We start from the raw sequence: 25,038 nt of genomic DNA, 5'->3' as shown, positions 1-25,038 counted from the left end.
TGTCTTGAAGTCCGAATCCGAGCAGTCTCGATCTAATCTATCGTCTGGCCCGGCCCGGTGGCACAAGACATCGATCACGCAGCCGCCAGAGCCGATGCCGGCTGCGGGATGACCACCTTGGTCTCGGTGGCGATCGTCGTGTGCGTGGGCGGGGTCGTGGGCTGGTCGTGGCCGGTGCGGAGGGTATCGCGGACATCGAGCAACACATCGGCGATCTCCACTTCCAGCGCATCGCAGATGGCGGCGAGCAGTTCGCTCGACGCTTCCTTCTGGCCGCGTTCGACTTCCGACAGATAACCCAGGCTGACCCGGGCACTGGTTGATACCTCACGCAACGTACGGCCTTGATCCATCCGGACCCGCCGTAGGCTGCCACCGAGTGCTTCCCGCAGGAGCAGTGCCATATGAGTCCTCCTCAACACGTCAGTCAGTCCAACGCCGCACGGGCCGAATCCGTTCCCGAACCGCCGAGCGCTGTGCAGCAGATCCTCCCGAGCGCTTCGTCCGTCGACCGTGTGGTCGAGACTAGACGAAGATCCCGCCGATCGCCGCGTAGCGACACCGGTAGAACTCCGATGCCGAACGAGCCATTCCCACCCGGCCACATCGACGATCGGCCAAGCTCCGCGGTGATCAGCGAGATGCACCCATCCGCCGGCTCGACGACGAACCTGCGGTTCACCTACCGGTTCGGTCGGTTCGGCGCGCGGCAGCTGCGTCACGACGACGCTGTGCCCGCTTCGCCAGCGCCTGCCAGACATAGTCGACCCCGGTGACGACGGTCGCCACCAGCGCGGCAGCCATGACGGCGATCGCCAGCCAGTGCAGCGGCCCGGGCAGCGGCAGGATGAACAGTCCGATCGCGATGGCTTGGAGCAGCGTCTTGAGCTTTCCGCCCCGGCTCGCCGGGATCACGCCATGTTGCAGCACCCAGAAACGGAGCACGGTGATGCCCAGTTCCCTGGCGAGGATGACGATGGTGACCCACCACGGGAGCTCACCCAGCACAGACAACCCGATCAGTGCCGAACCGATCAGCGCCTTGTCCGCGATCGGGTCGGCCAGCTTGCCGAAGTCCGTGATCAGGCCCCGTTGACGGGCGATACGACCGTCGTAGTGATCCGTCACGGCGGCGAGGGCGAACACGCCCCACGCCATCGTCCGCCACCACGGGTTGTCGCCGTCGTCGATGAACAGGACCACGACGAATACGGGGACGAGAACGATACGGAACATCGTCAGCACATTGGCAAGGTTCAACACGGGCACATCAGTGCTGACCGGATCGGAGATCGGGTCGGGCTCCGGCTCGTTCACCTGCCGTCGTAAACGATCAGCCACGGGCTGCACCTGGTTCCGGTGATAAGAATTGCCCAATGCCCACGACCACAGGATAGGCGGAGGCCCCGCCACCCAGGGCCGTGGGTATCGGCCCGGTCCGGACGGCGGCCCACCGGCCCCGGTGTGCCCGCGTATTACTGTTCATTCATGGCACCTCACGACAGCTCGGCACACGAGCATGCCGCGACATCTGGACCGGCCGACCTGGCCGGTCACCACGATTCCCCCGTTTCGCGAGGCGACGTGAGCGTGCGCCGTGCCCGCACATCTGACGTACCCCGTATCAAGGAACTCATCGATCAGTACGCCGGACGGATTCTGCTCGAGAAGAATCTCGTGACCCTTTATGAGGCCGTCCAGGAGTTCTGGGTCGCCGAGATCGATGGCACGGTTGTCGGCTGCGGCGCACTCCACGTCTTGTGGGCAGACCTCGGTGAGGTCCGCACGGTCGCGGTCGACAAGTCCTACGCGGGGCGCGGGATCGGCCATCAGATCGTCAGCCGACTGATGGGTATGGCCCGCGAGTTGCAGCTTTCCCGGGTGTTCGTCCTCACCTTCGAGACCAGCTTCTTCGCCAAACACGGCTTCTCCGAGATCGCGGGCACACCGGTGACCGCCGAGGTGTACGAGGAGATGTGCCGTTCCTACGACGCCGGCGTCGCGGAGTTCCTGGACCTCAGTTACGTAAAACCCAACACACTCGGCAACACCCGAATGCTCGCCAACCTCTGAAAGGTCGAACCATGCCGCTGTTCAGCGTCGAATACACCTACCCCGTAGAGTTCGCCGACGGGCGCGACACCACTCGGCCCGACCACCGCGCCTGGCTGTCCAAGCTGAACAGCGAAGGTGTTGTGCGGATGGCCGGGCCGTACGCCGATGGAAGCGGCGCGCTGATCCTGCTCGACTGCGCCGACGAGCAGGCGGCCAAGGACATCTTGGCCGCCGACCCGTTCGCGGTTGCCGGCTACGTCGGTGAGGTCCGGATCAACAAGTGGGTCAGTGTTTTTGGTCCGTTTTCTGACTGACCGCCTGTTTGTCGGCGCGCCCCTCGTCGAATCGTGTCTTCGCCAGGCTGGCGATGGTGGTGATCACCAGGGTTCCGACGATCACGCCGAGCGACAGCGGGGTCGAGATCTCCGGCACCTTGATGTGTTCGCCGCCGTTGATGAACGACAGCGTGTTCTCGTGCAGAGCGTGCAACACCAGTTTGATGCCGATGAAGCCGAGGATGAACGACAGGCCGAACGACAGGAAAACCAGCTTGTCGAGCAATCCGCCGAGCAGGAAGTACAGCTGGCGTAGACCCATCAGCGCGAAAGCGTTGGCGGTGAAGACGATGTACGGCTCCTCCGTGAGGCCGTAGATGGCCGGGATCGAATCCAGGGCGAACAGGACGTCGGTGAACCCGATGACGATCAGGACCATGAGCATCGGGGTCGCGAGGCGCTTGCCGTTCTCCTTGGTGAACAGCTTGTCGCGGTCGTAGTTGTCGGTGGTCCGCAGCGCCTTCTTCACAAAGCGCTGGATACGGCTTTCCCGCTCCTCTTCGACCTCTTCCTCGTGCCCGGATTCACGCAGCAGCTTCACCGCGGTGTAGATGAGGAATGCACCGAAGAGGTAGAAGACCCACGAGTAAGCATTGATCGCGGCCGCACCGACGGCGATGAATGCACCGCGCATCACCAGGGCCATCACGATGCCCAGGAGCAGAACCTTCTGCTGGTACTCACGCGGCACGGCGAACTTCGCCATGATGATGACAAAGACGAAGAGGTTGTCGACCGACAACGCCTTCTCCGTGATGAATCCGGCGTAGTACTCGGTGCCCGAGGTCCCACCCCATTTCCACCACACGAAGCCACCGAAGATCAGGGCGATGGAGATGTAGACGGCCGACCAGAAGCCGGATTCTTTCAACGAGGGAGCGTGTGGGGTTCTCACATGGGCGAAGAAGTCGAATATGAAGAGTCCCAGGATCACCAGACAGGTGATAATCCACACGAGTGGTGATACGTCCACGCAGCCTCCAGCAGCAGTTTCGGAAAAGTAAAGACCACTTTACCGAAGGATCGAACCGCCCACGGACACGCGAATACCGTCCCTCGCCCCGCCCATCGCGGTGCAGGTGTGGAGCAGACCCGAGGCGTGAACGGCTACGTCTGGGATTCTCCTGCAGCAGAGGATGTTCCGACGGTCACAGCGCAGATGCGCTGCGACCCCCGTGACATCACCCGGTCAGACTTTTTCGCTGGTGAGACTTTGGCAACACACAAAACGGCCACCGCCACGAAACGGGTAGGGCTAGTCGTCCGAGTCGTCCGACGTGTCACCGCCGCCGGTGATCGAGGCGATCACCCCGGCCAGGTCCTCGGGCTTGACGAGCACATCTCGTGCCTTCGAACCCTCGGAGGGTCCGACCACTCCCCTGGTCTCCATCAGATCCATCAGCCGTCCGGCCTTGGCGAATCCGACGCGCAATTTGCGTTGCAGCATGGACGTCGAGCCGAACTGACTGGACACGACCAGTTCGATCGCCTGCAGCAGGTCGTCGAGATCGCCGCCGATATCGGAGTCGATGTCCTTCTTGTCCGAGACCTTCTGCGCTGTCACACCCTCGGTGTAATCGGGTTCGCTCTGGTCCTTGGCGAAGTCGACGACGGCCTGGATCTCTTCGTCGGTGATGAACGCACCCTGCATACGGACGGGTTTGCTCGCGCCCATCGGGAGGAAGAGTCCGTCGCCCATACCGATCAGCTTCTCGGCGCCCGGTTGATCCAGGATGACCCGGGAATCGGTGAGCGACGACGTGGCGAACGCCAGCCGCGACGGGACGTTGGTCTTGATCAGGCCGGTCACCACGTCGACGGACGGTCGCTGCGTGGCCAGCACGAGGTGGATACCTGCCGCACGCGCCTTCTGGGTGATCCGGACGATGGCGTCCTCCACATCACGCGGAGCGGTCATCATCAAATCGGCGAGCTCGTCCACGATGGCGAGGATGTACGGATACGGCTTGTAGACCCGCTCCGATCCCAGCGGTGTGGAGATCTCTCCCGAACGCACCTTGCTGTTGAAGTCGTCGATGTGACGAACGCGCGAGGATTTCATGTCCTGGTAGCGCTGCTCCATCTCCTCCACGAGCCACGCGAGTGCCGCGGCAGCTTTCTTCGGCTGCGTGATGATCGGGGTGATCAGGTGCGGGATGCCCTCGTAAGGGGTGAGCTCGACCATCTTGGGGTCGATGAGGATCATCCGTACCTCGTCGGGAGTGGCCCGGGTCAACAGCGAGACCAGCATCGAGTTGACGAAGCTCGACTTACCGGAACCGGTGGAACCGGCGACGAGCAAGTGGGGCATCTTCGCGAGGTTGGCGGTGACGAAATCACCTTCGATGTCCTTACCCAGACCGATGACCAGCGGGTGCTTGTCCTTGCGCGTCGAACCGGCGGTCAGGACGTCGGCGAGCCGCACCATCTCGCGGTCGCTGTTGGGGACCTCGATCCCCACCGCGGACTTACCCGGGATGGGTGCCAGCAGCCGCACGTTGTCGGTTGCCGCAGCGTACGAGATGTTGCGCTGCAGGGCGGTGATCTTCTCCACCTTCACACCTGGTCCGAGTTCCACCTCGTACCGCGTGACCGTCGGCCCCCGGGTGAATCCTGTGACGGCCGCGTCGATCTTGAACTGCTCCAGGACCGCCGAGATGCGGTCGATCATCTCGTCGTTGGCCGCGCTGCCGAGCTTGGGCGGGTCACCCTCGATCAGGAGGCTGGCCGGCGGAAGCCGGTAGTCGCCTTCCACGGCCTTGTCCACGACCAGTGCATCGTGGCCGCTGCCGGAGTCGAGATCAGGTTCGGGCTCGGGCTCGGGCCGCACCGGTTTCGGCGCAGGTTTGGGCACCGCGCGCTTGCGGACCGGCTGGGCGCCGACCGGCGGTGTGCTCAGTGCCTCGGTCACGGCAGCAGGCACCGGCTCGTCTTCGATGATGGGTTCGGTCAGTGCCTCCCCCGCCGTCACCGCAGTGGACTGGCGTCGACGCGCCGGCCGTCGCAGAGTTTCGGTCGCCCGGGTCGCGTTGTCGTCGGGCGGGTAGTTGTCGTACGGATCGCCGAAGGCTGTGTCTGCGTAACCACCGTCTTCATCGTTGTCCACGTCCTCGTCGTCGTCCCAGTGGTCGTCGACACCGAGCCCGAGGTAGGCACGGGTGACGTCGACCAGTTCACGCACCGTGAGACCGGACAGGAGCAAGAGCCCGAAGGCCAGGCACAGCAGCAGGATCGGCACCGACAACCAGGCCGTCAGGCCGTCGGTCAGCGGACCACCTGCGGCCATTCCGAAGAATCCGCCGGCGTGCTGTCGCTCGGAGAAATCTGTGGGTGCACCGGCAAAGATGTGCCACAGCCCGACGATGGGCAACGCGATGAGCAGGCCTGCCCCGATGCGCCGAGCGCGACCCGCCGGATCGGGTCCGTGGCGCATCAGGATGAAACCGCCCACCAAGAGGACGATCGGGAGAAGTACCGCAGCCGACCCGATCAGCGCGCGAGTCGCCGAGTCCACGAATGCACCCACCGGTCCGCCCGCGCTGAACCACACCGACGCGACCACGACGATCGACAGCGCGATCATCACAAGCGCAACACCGTCGCGTCCCTGTGTGTGCGGGTGCTCAGGTCGCGGAGAGAACGATCCGTCCGCGTCCCCGCCCTCGTCCCATCCGTCGTCGGCTCCGTACACGCGCTCGTCGTAGTCGGGATCGCCACTGCGTGAGCCGGCGCGCGCCATCGCGCCGACACCCTTGGCGAGCAAACCCCACCCGGCGCCGACACCGCTGCCAACGGACTTCACCACGGACTTGCGTGGGGGGGCCGAGGCACGAGATGTTGCGCCGGAACGCGTGGTGGAGGCGCGTTTCGTCCCAGCCGACGTGCGGGTGGACGGCCGGCTCGCAGCCTTCTTCGCCGGCGTCTTGCGGCTTCCGGCGCTCGCCGACGACCCCTTCTTGGGAGAGGCCTTTCGGGGTGCAGCCTTGGTGGCACCGGCCTTCTTGGCCGGGGCGGCGCCGGAGCGCGCGGGACTACGACCCGACGCACCGGAACGACGGGCGGTGGACTTGGTTGCCATGGCTGACAGCCTAGTCGGCAACTGTCACAGCTACCTCATCTGCAACACGCGTATCGGGCTATGTGTTGAAATCGAAACGCTAGAGTCCGCGTTTGGCCGATTTGACCGCAGCGACAGCATCGGCGTCGCCGGCGTAGTCAACCAGTGTCTCGTGACGCCCGAACGCGAACATGAGCAGTTCGAGGGGATCACCGGTCACCGTGACCTGCGGTCCCCGGCCGCCGGTGGCCACTTTCTGTCCGTCGGTGGTGATCATCTCGACGGTGGCGGGCGACTTAGCGATCGCGCGCTTCCCCATCGCCTTGAGCGGCACCCGAATCGCCTTCTCGGTGGCCGGGTCGAGGTCTCTCGGTTCCCAGGGTCCGCCCGCACGCCGGACGTCCTCGTGGTGAACAAACATCTCGGTCACGTTGGCGAAGCGGTCCACCAGCTTGAGCGGCGAGTACAGCGGAGGACCCGCCGCGAACTTGGCGAGCATCGCGTCCCAGTCGTCGCGCGCGGCCTGGTCCTGGGCCGTTTGGGTCCGGCCCGCCAAGGCCGGGACGAGGATGCCGGGCATCGCATCGAGCCGGTACTCGCGGACGATCATGTGAGCGGTCAGGTCTCGGGTGGTCCACCCTTCGCACAGCGTCGGGGCATCGGGGCCGACGCTGCGCAGGGTGGACACCAGCGCGGCGCGTTCATCTCGGGCAATGGTCATGCACACACCCTATGAGGTGCGGCGTGGTCAGTCCGCCGAAGACTCGCTGACGGTCATCACGGTCGGCACGATCATGGGGCGCCTCCGGTACTTGTCGGCGACCCAGCGACCCACCACACGACGGATAGTCTGAGCGATCCGATGAGTGTCCGTGACGCGTTCGACCGCCATCTGTGCCAGCGCCTGATCGACCAGGTCGCCCGCCTCTTTCAGCGCGGTCGGATCATCGGAGAATCCTCTTCCGGAAACCTCGGCCGGATTGATCGCCCGGCCGGTGTCGGCGTCGATCACCACGGCGATCGCGATGAAGCCGCCCTCGCCGAGCACCAAACGCTCCGAGAGCGTCGACTCCCCCACGTCTCCCACCGAGAGTCCGTCGACGTAGACGTAGCCCACAGGGACACGGCCGGAAATCTGGGCGCGACCGTCGATCAGATCCACCACCACACCGTCCTCGGCGAGGACAACGGCCTCCGGCTTGACGCCGGTGGCAACAGCCAGTGCTGCGTTGGCGCGAAGATGCCGCCACTCACCGTGCACGGGCATCACGTTGGAGGGCCGGACGGCGTTGTAAAGGTAGAGCAGCTCACCGGCCGATGCGTGACCCGACACGTGCACCTTGGCGCTCTGTTGGGTGACCACGGTCGCCCCGCGTCGCGCCAGGCCGTTGACCACCGCGAACACCGAGTTCTCGTTGCCCGGGATGAGCGAAGACGCCAAGACGACCAGGTCATCCGCGCGGATGTTGATCTGCCGATGCTCACCGCGAGCCATCCGTGACAGTGCCGACAGCGGTTCGCCCTGCGATCCGGTGGAGATCAGGACCAGCTTGTGGTCGGGAAGTGTTGCGGCCGTGTCGAGATCGACCACCACGCCATCGGGCACCCGCAGGTAGCCGAGTTCCTGGGCGATCTGCATGTTGCGAACCATCGAGCGTCCGACGAATGTCACCCGGCGTCCGTGCGTGTGGGCCACGTCGACGACCTGCTGGATGCGGTGCACATGGCTGGCGAACGAGGCGACGATCACGCGCTGACGGGCCTTGCCGATCACCTGGTCGAGCACCCCACCGATCTGGCGTTCCGGTGTGACGAACCCGGGCACCTCGGCGTTGGTCGAGTCGACGAGGAAGAGGTCGACGCCTTCGTCGCCGAGGCGGCTGAACCCGGCGAGGTCGGTGAGCCTGCCGTCCAGCGGCAGCTGGTCGAGCTTGATGTCGCCGGTGTGCAGGACAACGCCTGCACCGGTCCGGATCGCCACCGCGAGAGCATCGGGGATCGAGTGGTTGACCGCGAAATATTCGCATTCGAAAGGTCCGTGCGTGGTCTTCTCGCCCTCGACGACCTCGACCAGTTTCGGACGCTGGCGATGTTCGCGGCACTTGGCGGCGAGCAGGGCGAGAGTGAACTTCGACCCGATGACCGGGATCTGCGGACGCAGTCGCAACAGGAACGGGACCGCACCGATGTGGTCCTCGTGGCCGTGCGTGAGGATGATCGCCTCGACGTCGTCGATGCGGTCTTCGATGTACCGGAAGTCCGGGAGGATCAGGTCGACACCGGGCTGGGCGTCCTCGGGGAAGAGCACACCGCAGTCGACGATGAGCAGACGACCGTCGTACTCGAATACGGTCATGTTCCTGCCGATTTCGCCGATGCCACCGAGGGCGACGACGCGCAGGCCGCCGGCGGGCAGCCGTCGCGGTGCACCGAGTTTTTCGGTCGGATCGACCTGCTTCGACTCGGCGTTCTTTTCTGCCGCGGCCTTGCGAGCTGCACCGCCCCGGCGATCACGCGAGTTTCGTTTGGACCCAGACGAACTCGAGCCGGGTGAACCCGAGTTGCCTGACTTCGGTGCTCGCGCGGCGGCGGGCGCCGAGGTGCCGGATGCCGCGGCAGCGACGGGCTCTGGGGTGGTGACGGGTTCTTGGGCTTTGGCCACTGGGGGTTTCGACTCGTTCTTCTCTACGGGGGGTTCTGCCGGCGGTCCGGCCTTGCGAATGACTCGTCCCCGGCGACGGCCGGGCTCGTTCGTGGTCATGACAGCACCTTTGCGACGCGCAGATCGGCGATCAGGGCTTCGATCTGGGGGCCGGTGGCCGGCACCTGCGGGAGCCTCGGGTCTCCGACGTCGAGACCGAGGATGCGCAGCGCAGCCTTGACCATCGTGACGCCGCCGAGTCGGCCCATCGCATTGACGAGCGGGATCATCGACGCATTCAGTTCGCGGGCGCGAACCAGGTCGCCTTTGTTCACCGCGTCGAGCATGTCGCGCAGCCGATCGGGTACCAGGTGTCCGATGACGCTGACGTACCCCGCCGCGCCGATCGAGAGCCAGGGCAGGTTCAGCGCGTCTTCACCGGACAGGTACTGCAGCCCGGTGTCGGTCATCAGCGACGCCGCCGAGTTCAGATCGCCCTTGGCATCCTTGACAGCGACAATGTTCGGGTGGCGTGAGAGTTCGAGCAGTGTGCGGTGTTCGATCGGCACCACCGAGCGCGGCGGGATGTCGTAGAGCATCACCGGTAGGTCGGTGGCATCGGCGACCGCTGTGAAGTGTGCGAGCAAACCGGTCTGCGGAGGCCTCGAGTAGTACGGGGTCACCACGAGGAGGCCATGCGCGCCGAGCGCTGCGGCCTCTTTCGCGAACCAGACGCTCTCCCGCGTGTCGTAACTCCCGGCGCCCTGCACGATGCGGGCCCGGTCACCGACCGCGGCGAGCACGGTCTTGAGCAGATCGAGTTTCTCGGCGGGCGTCGTCGTCGGCGACTCGCCGGTGGTCCCGGAGACCACCAGCCCATCACACCCGCCGTCCACGAGCTTCACGGCGAGTTCGCCGGCCCGGTCCAGGTCGAGCTTTCCATCGACGGTGAACGGGGTAACCATGGCAACACTGACAGTCCCGAAAGGGAAGCTCTGCGGTTGCGTCTCACCGGTGGTCATGGTGGCTAAGGTTACCGGAGGCCCTGCGCCGATCCCGCATCCGCGGCGCCGCCAGAGGTCGGCCGGTCCCGGCCCGACTCTCACCCCTCCAGTACGAACGGGGACGTCGCCACCTCCGACCCATCGGAGAGCCGCCCGATCTCGAAGTCCCCGAACACCGTTGGGGCGATGTCGAGCAGCTGACGCAGGCACTCGATGGCCAGCTGACGGATCTCTACGTCGGCGTGCTCGGTGGCCCGCATACCGATGAAGTGCCGCCAGGCGCGGTAGTTGCCGGTGACGACGATCTTGGTCTCCGTGGCGTTCGTCAGGACGGCACGTGCGGCCTGACGGGCCTGCTTGCGCCGCAGGATGTTGTTGGGCACATCGGAGAACTTCTCTTCGAGTGCCGTCAGCAGTTCGGCGTAGGCTGCGCGGCTGGCATCGGTGGCCGAGACGAACAGGGCTTCGAGTTCGGCGTCGCCCCGGATCGCCGGAGGGCAGACGACATTCGAATCATGTTCGGGCACAAAGCGTTGCGACAGCTGCGAATAGGAGAAATGTCGGTGGCGGATCAGCTCGTGGGTGCACGACCGGGAGATCCCTGAGATGTAGAACGTGACCGTGGCGTGTTCGAGCAGTGACAGATGCCCGACTTCGAGGATGTGACGCAAATATCCGGCGTTGGTCGCGGTCCGCGGATTGGGCTTGTCCCAACTCTGGTAACAGGCGCGCCCGGCGAACTCGACGAGGGCTTCACCCCCGTCCGCATCTGTGGTCCACGGCACATCGGTCGGCGGGTCGAACGACGACTTCGCCACCAGTTGCACCTTCAATGGCACCAGTTCGGACACCGCATTCCTCTTTCTTCGTGTTGGAGCACCGATTGTCCCCTTCACCGCCCCGGACCCGATGGTCGGGCCGAGGACGGGTTCAGAGTTGAGCGTGCACGGCGGCGGTGAGAGGGGCTGCCAGATCGCCCCGCGAACCGACCTCGACCCTGCTGACGCCGAGCCACTGTGCCATGTCCAGCAGGTCCGCGGCCAACGCGGTGGCCACCTCCAATGGATCGGCCCGGCTCTCGCAGAACGCGCCGAGGACCAGCAACTGATCACCTGCCCGGTCGGTCTTGAGGTCCACCCGGGCCACGAGCCGCTCGCCCATCAGATACGGGAAGACGTAATAGCCGTGCACGCGCTTGGCCTCGGGAACGTAGATCTCGATCCGGTAGCGGAAATCGAACAGCCGCTCGGTACGGGGCCTGAAGAACACCAACGAATCGAACGGGCTGAGCAGGGCCGTGCGTTCGACTTTTCGCGGTAGTCGCGCGGCGGGATCGAGGAATGCCGGTTTCGCCCAGCCCTCGACCTCCACCTGCTGAACACGCCCGGCGGCGACGAGATCATCCAGTGCCTCGCGGGCCGCCTGCGGCTTGAGACGGTAGTAGTCGCGGATGTCGACCTCGGTGCCGACACCGAGCGCGGTCACCGAACCGGCGACCAATTCGCGGATTGCCTCGTCCCGGGGCACGGTGACCTCGGTGTTCTCCCCGACGATGTTCTCGGTGAGGTCGTAATACCTGGCGAAGCCGCTGCGTCGCACCGCAGCCAGCTCACCCGCAGCGAACATCACCTCGCACAGGTACTTCACGTGGCTGCGGTCCCACCACGTGCCTTTGCGTGTCCGCTTCTCGTGGCCGAGATGATCTTCGAGCATCCCGCTCGTACAGGGCCCCAACTCGGCGACCGCTTCGCGGATCTGTGTGCGCATCGCGGCGGCTTGTGGGTCACCGACTGCTTCTTTGTAGCGCCCGTGCTGGAAATCGTCCATCCGCCAACGGAAGAGCGGCCAATGCTCGATGGGAATCAGTGCGGCTTCGTGCGCCCAGTACTCGGCCAAGAGCGCGGGACGACGGGCGGTGGGTTCCCACGCGGCCTGTTCGAGGAGGCCGCGATCGTAGGAACCGAGCCGGCTGTACAGCGGCATGTAATGAGCCCGTACGGCCACGCTGACCGAGTCCATCTGGAACAGGCGGACTCGTTCCAGGACGCGCTGCAGGTGACGCCGGGTCACCGGACCCGTGGGCCGGCGGTCCGTGAAACCCTGTGCGGCGAGGGCGATTTTGCGGGCCTGCGTCGCCGACAGCGATTCGGCCCGGGCTCGTCGAACGGTTGTCACGGTGACGCCGAATACCGAAGGAATCGATAGCGGACACCGGTGGGCGATTCGAGCCAGCCTCCGTCCGATTCGAGCGCCCATCGGCGGGGATCGAGTGCAGGCGCCCAGGTGTCGGCATCAGACACCTCGAGGTCGATCTCGGTGACGTACGCCGCGTGGGCTAATTCCATTGCTGCGCTGTAGATCTCACCACCGCCCATGACAAAGACCGTGTCGTCGAGGTGGAGTCCGGCGTCGAGGGCGTCGCGCACGTTCGGGTGGGTCTGAGCCCCGTCCGCGGACCACTGAGCATTGCGGGTGACAACAAGATTGGCCCTACCCGGCAAAGGACGGAATCGAGCCGGGAGAGAATCCCAGGTACGCCGCCCCATCACCACCGGGTGCCCGCCGGTGATCTGCCGAAAGTACCGTTGGTCCTCGGGCAGATGCCACGGTATGTCGCCACCACGACCGATTGCCCCGTCGGCAGCCTGAGCCCAGATGAGTGCGATTGTCATCGGCGAACTAGACCGCCACCGGCGCCTTGATGCCCGGGTGGTAGCGGTAGTCCAGGACCTCGATATCGGAGTATTCGTAGTCGAAGATGGAGTCCCGCCGCGCCAGCGACAAGCGCGGGTAGGGATACGGGTCGCGCTGGAGCTGGGTGGTGACCTGCTCGACATGATTGTCGTAGATGTGGCAGTCGCCGCCGGTCCAGACGAACTCGCCGACACCGAGGCCCGCCTGCTCGGCCATCATGTGCGTCAGCAGCGCGTACGACGCAATGTTGAACGGCACCCCGAGAAACAGGTCAGCGCTGCGCTGATAGAGCTGGCACGAGAGTTTGCCGTCGGCGACATAGAACTGAAAGAACGCGTGGCAGGGAGGCAGAGCCATCTGCGGTATCTCGCCCACGTTCCACGCGGAGACGATGTTGCGCCGGGAGTCGGGGTCGCTGCGCAGCAGCTCGAGCGCGGCGGAGATCTGGTCGATGTGTTCGCCGGACGGGGTCGGCCAGCTGCGCCACTGCACGCCGTAAACCGGTCCGAGCTCGCCATCGGCATCGGCCCACTCGTCCCAGATGGTCACGCCGCGGTCCTGCAACCACCGCACGTTCGAATCGCCACGGAGGAACCACAGGAGCTCGTAGACGATCGACTTCAGGTGCACCCGCTTGGTGGTGATCAGCGGGAAACCCTCGGCGAGGTCGTATCGGAGCTGATGACCGAACAGGCTCCGGGTGCCGGTACCGGTGCGGTCGGCTTTGGGCGTTCCCGTGTCGAGCACAAGCCGAAGCAGGTCCTCGTACGGGGTTGGGATCTTGGCCGCGTCCGTCACGGGGTCAAGTCTAGGGTGCGTCGGACTCGGCAGCGTTTCCGCGTGTCGCCGCGGCGAACCATCCAGTCTTCGCACACCCTCGAGCAGGACGGTGGCTCAAGCGATTGTGGCCGCCAGCACTGCGCCCAGCTCGTAACACGCCTCCCGCGTGGACGGGTCGATTGCCGTGATCTCGAGCGGCGCGGCCGCAGGCTCGAGTTCCAACCCCGTGGCAAGGCGCTGAACGGAAGCCACCGCCCCCGCGGTGTCGTTGTTGCCATGCACCCACAAGCCGTACGGCTTACCGGTCACCGATCCGAGCACCGGGTAGTAGACGGTGTCGAAGAAGTGCTTCAGCGCGCCCGACATGTACCCGAAGTTGGCCGGGGTGCCGAACAGGAAGCCGTCGGCGGCCAGCACGTCGGGCACGGTGGCCGCAAGCGCCGCGACGGGCCGCACCCGCACACCGGAGATCTCCGGGTCGGCCGTGCCTTCGAGCACCTTCTCCAACAGCTCACGGGTCGGCGGCGAAGGCGTGTGGTGCACCACGAGCAATGTCCGCGCGTCAGCCATCAGCACGGCCGTCGGCGGTACTCGATTCCTTCTCTTGCGCGACAGCGCGTTTCATCATCTCGCGGGCACGGGAACGGTCACCGGCGTAGTCATAGGCCCGGGCGATGCGGTAGGTGGCGCGCCAATCGCTGGGGTCTGCTTCCCATTCGGCCTTGACCTTCGCGAACAACTCGTCCGCCGCGTCGCGTTCGATCCGGCCGGACGGGCGTCTGGGCAACGCGGAGACGTCCAGTTCGGTGCCCTCTTCTGCCATTCGTCTGGCGAGCCGCTGATGGGCGAGCCCGGCCCGCAGTGTTGCGACCACCATCCAGACACCCAGCAACGGCAGGATGAGCACTCCGATTCCGAGACCGACCCCGACGGCCTCGCCACTGGTCAACAGATCGACACCCCGCGTCCCCAGCAGAACGAAGTAGAAGCAGAGCACCAGAACCAGGGCTGCGATCGCGAGGACGATCGGCCGGGCATCTGCGCGTTTCTCACTCACCGGCGTGACTCACAGGTCCATCAACTCGTCGAGACCCACGGTGAGGCCGGGCCGAGACGCTATCTGACGGACGCCCAGCAGCACTCCGGGCGCAAACGATGTCCGGTCGATCGAGTCATGCCTGATGGTCAACGTCTCCCCCTGCGTCCCGAGGAGCACCTCCTGGTGGGCGACCAAGCCCGCCAGACGAACCGAGTGGACACGAACACCTTCGACGTCGGCCCCACGTGCGCCTTCGAGTTCGGTGCTGGTGGCATCCGGACTGATCGGCACGCCCGCCGCCGCGCGGGCTTCGGCGATCAGACGTGCGGTCCGGTACGCGGTCCCGGACGGGGCATCGGCCTTGTGCGGGTGATGTAGTTCGACGACCTCGACGGAGTCGAAGAAGCGCGCGGCCTGTTGGGCGAACCGCATGCTCAGCACGGCGCCGATCGCGAAGTTGGGTGCGATGAGCACACCGACGTCCGGCTTCTTCGCCAGCCAGCCGCGCACTGTTTCGAGCCGGTTGTCATCGAAACCCGTTGTCCCGACCACGGCATGAATGCCGCTGTCGATCAGGAACTCGAGGTTGTCCATCACCACGTCAGGGTGGGTGAAGTCCACCACCACCGACGTACCGGTCTCGACGAAACGCGTCAGCGAGTCGTCCTTGTCGACGCCGGCGCTGAACCTCAGGTCCGATGCGGCCTCGATCGCGTCGACGATGGCCTGCCCGACTTTGCCGCCGGAACCGAGTACACCGACATTGATCTGGTCATTCACCCGGCCGAGTCTAGTCAGTGGGCGTCCGGTCATGGGCCTGACGGTGGCGCAGGCCGTTCACGTCGCCTTGATCAGCTCGGCACACTTCTCTCCCATGGCCATCACGGTGATGTTCGGGTTCACCGCGGGGAGCTTGGGCATTGCCGACGCGTCCACGACCCGCAGCCGCTGGGTGCCGCGCACGCGCAACTGCGCGTCGAGCACGGCCATCGGGTCGCCGTCGGGACCCATCCGCGCGGTGGCCGCCGGGTGATAGACCGTGTTGTGCGTCTTGTGGATGTAGTCGAGGAGTTCGTCATCGGTGACGGCGTCGGGCCCTGGGGCCAACTCGCGCGCGATCCACTGCTTGAGCGGTGATTGCTCGGCAATGGTGCGTGCGAGCTTCACGCCGGCCAGCATCACGCGGTTGTCGTGGCCGTCCGGATCAGTGAAGTACCGCGGGTCCACCTTCGCGCGGTCACGGAAATCGCGGCTGCGCAGCCGCACCGTCCCACGCGAAAGCCCCTGTGTGACATTGGGAGTCAGGCAGAAGCCGTTGTCGGTGGTCGGGTAACCCCACCGAAGGGTGTTCATGTCGAACGGCACACTTCCGTAGTGCATCATCAGATCCGGCAGCACAAGATCAGGCTCGGTGGTGGCGAACAATCCGATCTCCCACCACTGGCTCGACGTGGTGACCATCGGACGCGAGGCTTCCCAGAACACCAGTCCCTCGACATGATCGTCCAGGTTTGCCCCCACACCGGGCGCGTCGACGCGAACCTCGATGCCCATATCCCGTAGGTGCTCTGCCGGACCGATCCCCGAGAGCATGAGCAGTTTCGGGGTGTCGATGGCCCCGGCGGTCACGATCACCTCGCGCGTCGCCGACACCACGTCGTACCCGGTCAGGTCTGGCCGCTGGTAGCGAACGCCGACTGCGGCGGTGCCTTCGAAGACCACCTCACTGACAAAGCATCCGGTCCGTACCTCGAGGTTCGGACGCGACCCCAGAATCGGATGCAGATAGGCGTGTGAGGTGCTCATCCTGGTGCCGTCTTCGTCGGCGTTGATCTGGAACCACCCGGCGCCGTTCAGCACGGTGTCACCGCGGTTGAATTTGACGGTGGGCAGGCCGACCTGGGCGGCCGCCTCGAGAACGGCTGCGCCGCAGGGGTCATCCGGTGGCACATCCCGCAACCGGACCGGGCCGTCGTGTCCGTGTGAGCCTTCGGCGTCGTTGCGTTCGAGCTTGCGCACCAGCGGCCGGATCGAATCCGGACCCCACCCGGTCAGTCCGGACGCCTCCCACTCCGCCAACCCCTCGGCCGGCGGCCAGAACGCGATGCAGGAATTGTGAGAGGAGCAGCCGCCCAACACCTTTGCGCGGGCATGACGCAGGAACGAGTTACCGATCTCTTGAGGTTCGACCGGGTAGTCCCAGTCATAGCCCGAGTCGAGCAGGTGCATCCACGCCGCGAGTTCCAGGATGTCCTTATTGTCGACATCGGTGGGCCCCGCCTCCACCAGGCACACCGTCACCGACGGATCCTCGCTCAGCCGGGCCGCGAGCACACATCCCGCTGTGCCTCCCCCGGCGATCACGTAGTCGAAATGTTGCTGCGGCACGAGGATTCACTCCTTGGTGGACGATGCGTGAGACCGGAGCACCCCGATGTGGTGACGTCCTTTGACGCCGTACCACAGCAGCCCGGCGGCCAGGATGATGCCGATGTACACGAACGCACCCCAGGTGTTGTACCAAGGGGTGCCGTACACCGCTTCTCGCGGCCAGGCGAGGTTCAACGCCATCGCGGCACCCCAGACGACCGCGACGATGTTGACGAACATCCCCCACCGGCCCATGGTGAAATAACCGTCCTCCTTGAGGTCCTTCGGCGGCCACTGCCCCTGCAGACGCTTCTTGAGCAACGGACCGGTCACCATGAGGTACGCGAGATAGATCATGATGATGGCGATCGAGGTCAGGACCGTGAATATCTTCGGCTGGTTGATGTTGATGACCAGGATCAGCACCGCCAACACGCCGATCACGATGGCCGGCACCACCGGGGTCTGGGTCTTGGGGTGGACGCGCGCCAGGGCATTGCCGAACGGGAGCGCATTGTCGCGCGCCATCGCGAAGGTGAGCCGGATCGCCGCAGTGTGCACGGCAAGCGAACACACGATGACCGCGATCACGATGCACACCAGGAAGATATCGCCGAGCGGTCCCCACATCACGGCCTCGACGATGCCCTGCAGACTTCCTGTCTGCTCACCCAGTGCCGGATCGTCGAGGTCGGGTGCAGCCATGACCGCGAACACGAGGATGGCGCCGCCGATGACAAAGGACGCCAGGATCGCCCGGAAGATGGCCTTGGGCGCCGTGCGCCGCGGCTCCATCGTCTCCTCGCCGAGTGAGCTGGCCGTGTCGAATCCGTACATCACATATCCCGAGGCAAGCGAGGCGATCAAGAACGCACCGAGGTAGCCACCGCTCTCTCCCGTGCCGTAGCCGTTCGTCGAGAAGAACACATCAGGGCCACGTTCGATGTTGGCCGCCAGGATGATCGCGATCAGGACAGCCGCGATGAGTTCGATGAACACACCCGCGCTGTTGATCATCGCCATCAGCTTCACGCCGAGCGCATTGATGACCGTGGTGATGATGATCAGTATCGTGCCGAGGATGACTGCATTGCCCGCGTAGTCGTACTCTCCGGTGCCATCACCGATGATCTGGAAGCCACTCCACAGACGGGGCAGGTTGAGTTGCAGTGCGAGTACCACGGCCGCGAGCGTGACGATCGACGCCGTGAGCATCAGCCAGCCCGATGACCATCCGACGATCCTGCTGCCCAACAGTTTTGACCAGTTGTAGACCGAGCCCGCGACAGGGTACTTCGCGGCCAGTTCCATGAAACACAGAGCAACAGCCATCTGCCCGATGAACACCAGCGGCCAGGACCACAGGTACGCCGGACCGGCGGTACCGAAACCGAAGTAGAACAACTGGAAGGTGCCGGTCAGGATCGAGATGTAGGACACGCCGGCCGCGAAACTGGCGAACTTGCCGATACTGCGATCGAGGCTGGGCTTGTAACCGAAATGCTCCATCCCGGTGTCGGCGGACGAAGATGTGGATCCGGGCGGGGGCGCGCCCCCGGGTTGCGTTGTGGTCATTGGGCCGTAACCTTTCGAAGGACGCCTCGCCTAGCCGGAAAACCATCCCGCGGCGGGTGCCGCGGTGTTGTTCCAAATATGTTTGAGCTCTTGGTATTCCGACAGCCCTGTCGGTCCGAGTTCGCGTCCGTTGCCGGATCGCCCGAAACCACCCCATTCTGCGGCCGGGGTGTAGTAGCCGAAATCGTTGACCCACACGGTGCCGTGACGCAGCCCGCGCGCCATGCGCTCGGCCTTGGCGGCATCGAAGGTGCGGACACCTGCAGCAAGGCCGTATTCCGTGTCGTTGCCGAGTTCGAGCGCCTCGGACTCGGAGGTGAATCGCTCGACGGTGAGGATCGGGCCGAACGTCTCCTCCCGGATCAGCCGCATGCTCCGATCGCAGTGGTCGAAGATGGTCGGCAGGAAGAAGAACCCGGACGCGAGTTCCTCGTCGTCGGGCTGTCGTCCGCCGGCGACGAGGGCGGCTCCCTCCTCGACACCCACCCGGACGAACTCCTGCATCTTGCGCAGCTGCGCTTCGGACACCAGGGGGCCGGTCCTGCTCGCCGGGTCGAGGCCCGGACCCATCACGATCTGCTCGGCCGCGGTGACCAGCGCGTCGACGAAGTCATCGGCCACTGACTCTTCGATGATCAATCGGGTTCCGGCCGAGCACACCTGGCCGGAATGAAGGAATACACCTGTGAGCACCTGGTCTACCGAATTGGCGAACGCCTGGTCGTCCGCAAGCGCATCGGCGAAAACGATGTGCGGGTTCTTCCCGCCCAGTTCGACGAGAACCCTGGTGACATGCTTGGCCGCCACCTCGGAGATCTTCTGACCGGTGGCGAGTCCACCGGTGAACGAGATGAGATCGACGTCGGGGTTGTCGGTGAGCGCCCCGCCGACCGCAGCGCCGCTCCCCTGGACCAGGTTCACCACCCCGTCCGGGACACCTGCCTCCGACATCAGCTTTGCGAACTCGATGGTCGAAAGGGGGGTCACCTCACTGGGTTTGAGCACCATGGTGCAACCTGCAGCCAGCGCCGGAGCCACCTTCCACGAGATCTGCAGCAGCGGGTAGTTCCACGGGGCGATCATGACGCAGACCCCTGCGGGTTCGGCCACCACCCGCGAGATCACCTCCGGGTTGCCGACATCGACGACCCGGTCGGCCTGGGTGCGTGCCAGATTCGCGTAGTACCGGAACACCGAGATCACATCGTCGATGTCGATGTGGCTCTCTGCCAGGGTCTTCCCCGTGTCGAGGGTCTCGATACGGGCCAGCTGCTCGCGGTCGCGGCCGAGGAGGTCCGCGATGCTGTCGAGAGCAGCGGCACGCTCGGCGACAGCAGTGGCGGACCATACCGGGAAGGCGGCGCGGGCCGCGTCGACGGCAGCACGAGCATCATCGGCACTCGCCTCGTCGACCGTCGCCACCACCGAACCGTCTGCGGGATTGATGCAATCGCGTCGCTCGCCCGAGGACGAGGCGACCCACTTGCCTCCGATCAACAGATCTGCCACGCGGTCGGACTCCTCTCGCCCTGGGCCGATCTCGCGCGGCCGGGTGTGTCGTGGAACAACTATGACGCCGGATCGACCTCCGCACGTACCCAATCATGAAACTCGCCGATGTGGTGCTCGGCGGGAACCAGTACGCCGCCGCGGCGGTAGGCACGAGAGGACATGCCCGGCTGAGTGCGCTCACACGCGGCGAAGTCCTGGAGGTTGACCCGATGGAACAACTCGACCGACTTGTCCAGGTCCGCACCTGAATCCACCACTTCTCGCCGATAGAGCCAGTCGCATTCGACAACCGTGGCGTCGACCGCCACCGGGTACATCCGGTGCACGATCACATGGTCGGGGACCAGGTTGATGAACACCTGCGGCCGTACCGTGATCGCGTAGTACCGGCGATCCTGCGCATCCGACAACGCCGGCAACGTCGCGTGGCCGGGTGAACCGTCGACGGTGAATCCTTCGACATCCTCGCCGAACAGTGCGCCGTGGCCCACGTAGTACTGGGCCGCCAGACCGTCGGCGAACTCCGGCAGCACCTCGGTCAACTCCGGGTGGATGGTGGCGCAGTGATAGCACTCCATGAAGTTCTCGATGATGAGCTTCCAGTTCGCGGCGACCTCGTACCGCTCACGTCGGCCCAGTACCAACTGATCGACCTCGTATCGCTCGATCGACTCCGTGCTCCCGAGCCTGTCCGTCACGGCGCCGACGACCTCGTCGGCAAACGACGGCGGGGTGTCGGCCAGACAGACCCACAGGTAGCCGAGCCACTCGGTGGCGGCGACGGGGATCAGACCGTAAGCGGCCCGGTCGATGTCGCCGAGATCGGCCAGGTTGGGTGCGGCGACGAGTTTTCCGTCCAGCCCGTAGGTCCAGGCGTGATACGGGCATTGCAGGTTGCGCCGCACCTGCCCCTCGGGCTGGTCACAGATGAGTGCACCGCGGTGGCGGCAACTGTTGAGGAACGCACGTAACGTCCCGTCGCGACCCCGGACGATCAACACGCTCTCTCGGCCGATGACAACTGTGCGGAACGCACCGGCAGTGGGCACATCGGCGGCGAGCACGGCACAGAACCACATCCGCTCGAAGATCCGTTCCTGTTCGGCCGCGAAGAAGCCCGGATCGGTGTACGCCTCGCCTGCCAGCGTGGGAATGAGCGCCGGTTCCGAAGGCGCAGAAGAGGGTCTGGAGGCATCCCGCCCGGACGCCGGCGGATCCGCCGGCTCGGTGACGGTCATGCGCTCGCCAGTCTGGCCGGATCGAACAGGGCGATGGGATGGTCGGTGGTGCCATGCTCGACCAGATCGGCGAGTATCTCCCCGACCACTGGCACGAACTTGAACCCGTGGCCCGAGAATCCGCAGGCGACCGAGACGTTGGTGTGCAGCGGGTGGCGGGCGATGACAAAATTCTCGTCCGGAGTCGTCGAGTACATGCACGTGGCCGTGTCCAGAACCGGACCGCTCAACCCTGGAAGCAGCTGCGAGACCCGGTCCAGCATGTCCATGCGCTCATCCGGGTGAACTTCCCGGTCGATCGTGTCCGGTGTGCATTCGGTTCCCTTGCGGAAGAACGCCACCTTGGCTCCGCCTGCAGGACCGTCGATCGGCGGGAACCCGTAGATCTGCTCGACGTTGTTGTTCTCCTGGATGTAGATCGGGCCGCCTTCCATCGACGGTGACCCCGGCGAGTGATCGATCCAGTACATCACCTGTCGCTCGATCTTGATTCGAATCCCGATGTCGGACAGTATTTTCGGCGCCCACGCGCCCGGGCACACAACGAGCTGCGCGGCCTGATACGTACCGGCCTCGGTGTGGACGCTCACCCCGTTGACGTCGTCGGTCCACGACAGCGCCGGTTCTCCGAAGTGGAGGTCGGCGCCCGCCTGCTCTGCCAGCCCGATGTGGGCCCGGACGGTGAACTCCGGTCGCGCGAAACCCGCCATACGCTCATAGAGTGCGTACTGCCCCGCGGGCGGCTCAAAGGCCGGAAAGCGTTGATGCACCTCGCGATCGGTCAGTACCTCGTGGTCCAGGCCCCACTGCTCCGATGCCCGCAGTGAGCCGGAGAAGGTCGTCGAGTCGAGTGGGCCGATGAACAGACCACCGGTGATCGAGTAGACGTCGACACCGCTGTTCTGTTTGAGCTCCTCCCACAGCTCGTACGACCGCAGCAGCAGTGGCACATACGCGGGGTCTTCGAAATACGACTGCCGGATGATCCTCGATCCGCCATGGCTGGACCCCTTGTCGTGCGCAGGCGCGAACCGCTCGAGCCCGAGGACCCGCATACCTCGGCGCGCCAGGTGATAGGCGGCCGATGAGCCCATCCCGCCCAGACCCAGGACGATGACGTCGTAGCTCCCCGCGCTGCGGTCACTCAATTGTTCACTCCGATCAGACCTTTGACGCGTGCTCCCTCTGGGTCGACGAGCACCGGTTCGGTGATGGCGAAGTCGAGGAGCTCTCCGAAGTACTCCACGGCGACGGTGTCTCCGACAGACAGGTGCGGCGCCAGTCGGGCATAGCAGATCGTCCGGCCCACCAGTGCGGAGAACGCAGCCGAGGTGACGAACCCGACCACCAGACCGGCTGCGGTCACCGGCTCGCCGCCCATGACGATCGCCTGTGGGTCTAGAGCGACGAGGGTGTGGAGCTTCGAGCGCACCACCTTCGCCTCGAGCGCGTGCCTGCCGAGGAAGTCGTGCTTCTTTCCCACCGCGAAGGACAACCCTGCTTCCTCGGGAGACATCTCGGCATCCACGTCGGTGCCCCAGGCGCGATACCCCTTTTCCAGGCGCAACACGTCCAGCGCCCCCCGCCCTGCCCACACCGCACCGAGTGGTTTTCCCGCGTCTGCCAATGCGTCCCACAACGTTTCGCCGTGGGCAGCGTCGGCGTATATCTCCCAACCCAGCTCGCCGACGTAGGAGATACGCATCATGGTCACCGGAATGCCGCCGATGATCGCGCGTGCGGCCTGGTAGTAGCCGAGTGTGGTGTCGTACAGATCAATCGAGCACAGAGGCGCCACAAGTTCACGGGCCAGCGGCCCCCATACACCCACGCAACAGGTGGCCGCGGTGATGTCGGTGACGGTGATGTCGGCATCGGCTCGATGCCGTTGCAGCCAGTCGATGTCCATCGGTCCGTTGATACCGAGTTGAAAGGTGTTCTCGCCCAGCCGGGCAACCGTCACATCACTGCGGACACCGCCGGACTCGTCCAGGAGCAGCGCGTAGATCACCGTCCCGATCGGTCGCCGCACCGTGCGGGTCAGCATCCTGTCGAGGAAGTTCGTGGCGTCGGCACCCGTGACCTCGATCCGCATGAGCGACGTCATGTCGTACAAGCCCACACGGCGGCGGGTTGCGAGGGCTTCGGCCGGCACGATCGGCGACCAGTTCCGGCCGGCCCACCCGTCGTGGGGATATGTGACGTCGCAGTCGACCATGCCCGCGTTGCTCTCGAACCAGGCCGGCCGTTCCCACTCGCGGCCGGCGTGGAACACCGCGCCCGCGTCCACGTGCCTCGCATGGAACGGGCTCCTGGCGAGGCCGCGCTGCACCGAGCGTTGGTCGCGGGGATGAATGATGTCGTACACCTCGACAAAAGCCTGTGCACTCGTTTCGGCCACGTAATCGGCCGAAAGCTGCGGAGTGGTGAACCGGGCGAGGTCACAACCGTGGAGATCGAGGTCGGGGGTTCCGGCTGTGATCCACTGGGCCATCGTCCTGGCCACACCGGCCGAATGCGTGACCCACACCGCCTCCGCCACCCAGAATCCGGACAGCGCGGGATGTTCGCCCATCATCGGGCCCCCGTCCGGGGTGAACGAGAAGATGCCGTTGAACCCCTCGACCACGCCGACTTCGGCAAGCGCAGGCAGAAGACGCATCGACTCGGTCCAGGCAGGAGCGAAGTCGGTATCGGTGAAGGGCAGCATCGAGGGCATCGGCTGGGCCGCGGTCAATTCCTCGAGAGAGGCCATGTCCACCGGCATCGGGCGATGCCCGTAGTACCCGATGCCCATCGCCTCGCCGTGCTGGCGATAGTAGAGGTCGGCGTCCTGATGCCGAAGAATGGGCAGTCTCGCGTCGGCGTGGCCTCGCGCTTGATCACAATGGTCCCGAAGAACGGGCAGCGCAGTGGTTTTGGCGTACTGGTGCCCCATCGGGACCAGTGGTACCCGCAGTCCGACCAGGTTCCCGAGTTCGGCGCCCCAGAACCCGGCACACGAGACCACGACGTCAGCCTCGAACGTGCGCTCGGTGGTGCGGACACCGGTCACCACACCAGCCCGTTGGCTGATCTCGATCACCTGCTGGCCACCGAAGAACGTTGCGCCCCGGTCGATTGCCCGCCGCATCTGCATCCCGATCGCGGCCGGCGCACCGGCCAGGCCATCGGCGGGTGTGTACAGGCCGCCCAGAACGATGTCTCGATCGATCAGCGGATGGAGCCGCACGCACGCGTCGACATCGACGACCGCGGCTTCGATTCCCTCGACCTGCGCCCAGCCCGCCTTCCGGTGCAGGTCGGCCAGTCGCTCAGGCGTGGTGGCAACCTCGAGCCCGCCGACAGTGTTGAAACAGAGGCTGTCCGCCGTGTTCAGCGACCTGAGCTTGGTGGCCGTGTAGCGCGCGAACTCCGCCATGGTCCGCGACGGATTGGTCTGGAACACCAATCCGGGTGCGTGCGAACTGGACCCACCTGTCATCGGCGTCTGACCAGGCGCGAGTGGACCGCGGTCGAGGACGGTCACCTCTGTGTATCCCAGCGCTGTCAGCTCATCGGCCAAGGCCGATCCGACCACACCCGCACCGATGATCAGAAATCGCGGTTGCACCACCCGGGGACTCCAAACGTTTGCGGCGAGACGGCCCGAGCGTTGCGCATTACGCAACTCGTTCGTGCCCTACGCAACAAATGGTGAAGCCGCGCCACGCGTGTGTCAAGCGGACAGGCGAATCG

General features: G+C 65.3%; 22 protein-coding genes. 2 read left to right on the top strand and 20 right to left on the bottom strand.

Translation table 11 applies throughout. The features are described 5' to 3' along the window. Positions 1-74: 74 nt before the first annotated feature. Complete coding sequence (locus ACVWY6_RS20120; protein WP_023959688.1) at positions 75-404, bottom strand: helix-turn-helix domain-containing protein; 330 nt, start codon at positions 402-404, stop codon at positions 75-77. Positions 405-678: 274 nt separating this feature from the next. After that, complete coding sequence (gene pgsA / locus ACVWY6_RS20115) at positions 679-1,341, bottom strand: CDP-diacylglycerol--glycerol-3-phosphate 3-phosphatidyltransferase (RefSeq protein WP_030163453.1); 663 nt, start codon at positions 1,339-1,341, stop codon at positions 679-681. 147 nt (positions 1,342-1,488) lie between these two features. On the opposite strand from pgsA, the gene ACVWY6_RS20110 reads away from it, so the two are divergent. Next, positions 1,489-2,073: an amino-acid N-acetyltransferase gene (locus ACVWY6_RS20110; protein WP_084248233.1), complete on the top strand. Its 585-nt coding sequence runs from the start codon at positions 1,489-1,491 to the stop codon at positions 2,071-2,073. A gap of 11 nt (positions 2,074-2,084) precedes the next feature. Beyond that, complete coding sequence (locus tag ACVWY6_RS20105) at positions 2,085-2,369, top strand: YciI family protein (RefSeq protein WP_023959696.1); 285 nt, start codon at positions 2,085-2,087, stop codon at positions 2,367-2,369. On the opposite strand, the gene ACVWY6_RS20100 is transcribed toward ACVWY6_RS20105, so the two are convergent. From ACVWY6_RS20100 to ACVWY6_RS20015, 18 genes are all read right to left on the bottom strand, one after another. Then, positions 2,341-3,363 (bottom strand): TerC family protein, encoded by a 1,023-nt coding sequence (locus tag ACVWY6_RS20100; protein WP_457540512.1) that lies wholly within the window; start codon positions 3,361-3,363, stop codon positions 2,341-2,343. The two genes, ACVWY6_RS20105 and ACVWY6_RS20100, sit on opposite strands and share 29 nt — an antisense overlap. 282 nt (positions 3,364-3,645) lie before the next feature. Beyond that, complete coding sequence (locus ACVWY6_RS20095; protein WP_457540510.1) at positions 3,646-6,468, bottom strand: DNA translocase FtsK 4TM domain-containing protein; 2,823 nt, start codon at positions 6,466-6,468, stop codon at positions 3,646-3,648. Between the two features lie 79 nt (positions 6,469-6,547). Then, complete coding sequence (locus ACVWY6_RS20090; protein WP_457540508.1) at positions 6,548-7,168, bottom strand: TIGR03085 family metal-binding protein; 621 nt, start codon at positions 7,166-7,168, stop codon at positions 6,548-6,550. A 27-nt stretch (positions 7,169-7,195) separates the two neighbouring features. Next, positions 7,196-9,208 (bottom strand): ribonuclease J, encoded by a 2,013-nt coding sequence (locus tag ACVWY6_RS20085; protein ID WP_457540506.1) that lies wholly within the window; start codon positions 9,206-9,208, stop codon positions 7,196-7,198. Beyond that, positions 9,205-10,110 carry a 4-hydroxy-tetrahydrodipicolinate synthase gene (dapA, locus tag ACVWY6_RS20080; RefSeq protein ID WP_023959704.1) on the bottom strand — a complete coding sequence of 302 codons (906 nt, stop codon included), beginning with the start codon at positions 10,108-10,110 and terminating at the stop codon, positions 9,205-9,207. Before dapA ends, ACVWY6_RS20085 begins: the two co-directional genes overlap by 4 nt. Before the next feature lie 80 nt (positions 10,111-10,190). Then, entirely contained in the window at positions 10,191-10,943 is a 753-nt protein-coding gene (gene thyX, locus ACVWY6_RS20075; RefSeq protein WP_457540503.1) for an FAD-dependent thymidylate synthase, read from the bottom strand. Positions 10,944-11,022: 79 nt separating this feature from the next. Then, positions 11,023-12,267, bottom strand: coding sequence for a winged helix-turn-helix domain-containing protein (locus ACVWY6_RS20070; protein WP_457540501.1), 1,245 nt, complete (start codon positions 12,265-12,267; stop codon positions 11,023-11,025). Further along, positions 12,264-12,764, bottom strand: a complete 501-nt coding sequence (locus ACVWY6_RS20065; protein ID WP_457540499.1) for a dihydrofolate reductase — start codon at positions 12,762-12,764, stop codon at positions 12,264-12,266. Before ACVWY6_RS20065 ends, ACVWY6_RS20070 begins: the two co-directional genes overlap by 4 nt. Positions 12,765-12,771: 7 nt before the next feature. Beyond that, positions 12,772-13,584: a thymidylate synthase gene (locus tag ACVWY6_RS20060; RefSeq protein WP_023959712.1), complete on the bottom strand. Its 813-nt coding sequence runs from the start codon at positions 13,582-13,584 to the stop codon at positions 12,772-12,774. A 96-nt stretch (positions 13,585-13,680) separates the two neighbouring features. Beyond that, on the bottom strand, positions 13,681-14,136 hold the full coding sequence (locus ACVWY6_RS20055; RefSeq protein WP_031332615.1) for a flavodoxin family protein: 456 nt from the start codon (positions 14,134-14,136) through the stop codon (positions 13,681-13,683). After that, positions 14,129-14,623 (bottom strand): hypothetical protein, encoded by a 495-nt coding sequence (locus ACVWY6_RS20050; protein ID WP_457540496.1) that lies wholly within the window; start codon positions 14,621-14,623, stop codon positions 14,129-14,131. Before ACVWY6_RS20050 ends, ACVWY6_RS20055 begins: the two co-directional genes overlap by 8 nt. A 9-nt stretch (positions 14,624-14,632) precedes the next feature. Further along, positions 14,633-15,418 (bottom strand): 4-hydroxy-tetrahydrodipicolinate reductase, encoded by a 786-nt coding sequence (dapB, locus tag ACVWY6_RS20045; RefSeq protein WP_457540494.1) that lies wholly within the window; start codon positions 15,416-15,418, stop codon positions 14,633-14,635. Between the two features lie 24 nt (positions 15,419-15,442). Further along, the gene (locus ACVWY6_RS20040) at positions 15,443-16,993 is read right to left on the bottom strand and encodes a GMC family oxidoreductase (RefSeq protein WP_457540492.1); all 1,551 of its coding nucleotides are present in this window, start codon (positions 16,991-16,993) and stop codon (positions 15,443-15,445) included. 6 nt (positions 16,994-16,999) lie between these two features. Next, positions 17,000-18,484 carry an APC family permease gene (locus ACVWY6_RS20035; protein ID WP_457541159.1) on the bottom strand — a complete coding sequence of 495 codons (1,485 nt, stop codon included), beginning with the start codon at positions 18,482-18,484 and terminating at the stop codon, positions 17,000-17,002. Positions 18,485-18,580: 96 nt separating this feature from the next. Then, the gene (locus ACVWY6_RS20030) at positions 18,581-20,059 is read right to left on the bottom strand and encodes an aldehyde dehydrogenase family protein (protein WP_457540490.1); all 1,479 of its coding nucleotides are present in this window, start codon (positions 20,057-20,059) and stop codon (positions 18,581-18,583) included. Between the two features lie 59 nt (positions 20,060-20,118). Further along, positions 20,119-21,300 (bottom strand): aromatic ring-hydroxylating oxygenase subunit alpha, encoded by a 1,182-nt coding sequence (locus tag ACVWY6_RS20025; RefSeq protein WP_457540488.1) that lies wholly within the window; start codon positions 21,298-21,300, stop codon positions 20,119-20,121. Further along, the gene (gene solA / locus ACVWY6_RS20020; protein WP_457541157.1) at positions 21,297-22,394 is read right to left on the bottom strand and encodes an N-methyl-L-tryptophan oxidase; all 1,098 of its coding nucleotides are present in this window, start codon (positions 22,392-22,394) and stop codon (positions 21,297-21,299) included. Before solA ends, ACVWY6_RS20025 begins: the two co-directional genes overlap by 4 nt. Positions 22,395-22,444: 50 nt before the next feature. Further along, the gene (locus ACVWY6_RS20015) at positions 22,445-24,916 is read right to left on the bottom strand and encodes a GcvT family protein (RefSeq protein ID WP_457540486.1); all 2,472 of its coding nucleotides are present in this window, start codon (positions 24,914-24,916) and stop codon (positions 22,445-22,447) included. Positions 24,917-25,038 lie beyond the last annotated feature (122 nt).

This window comes from Williamsia sp. R60 (genome assembly GCF_054063855.1).
This window is presented reverse-complemented; position numbering and strand designations above follow the sequence as displayed.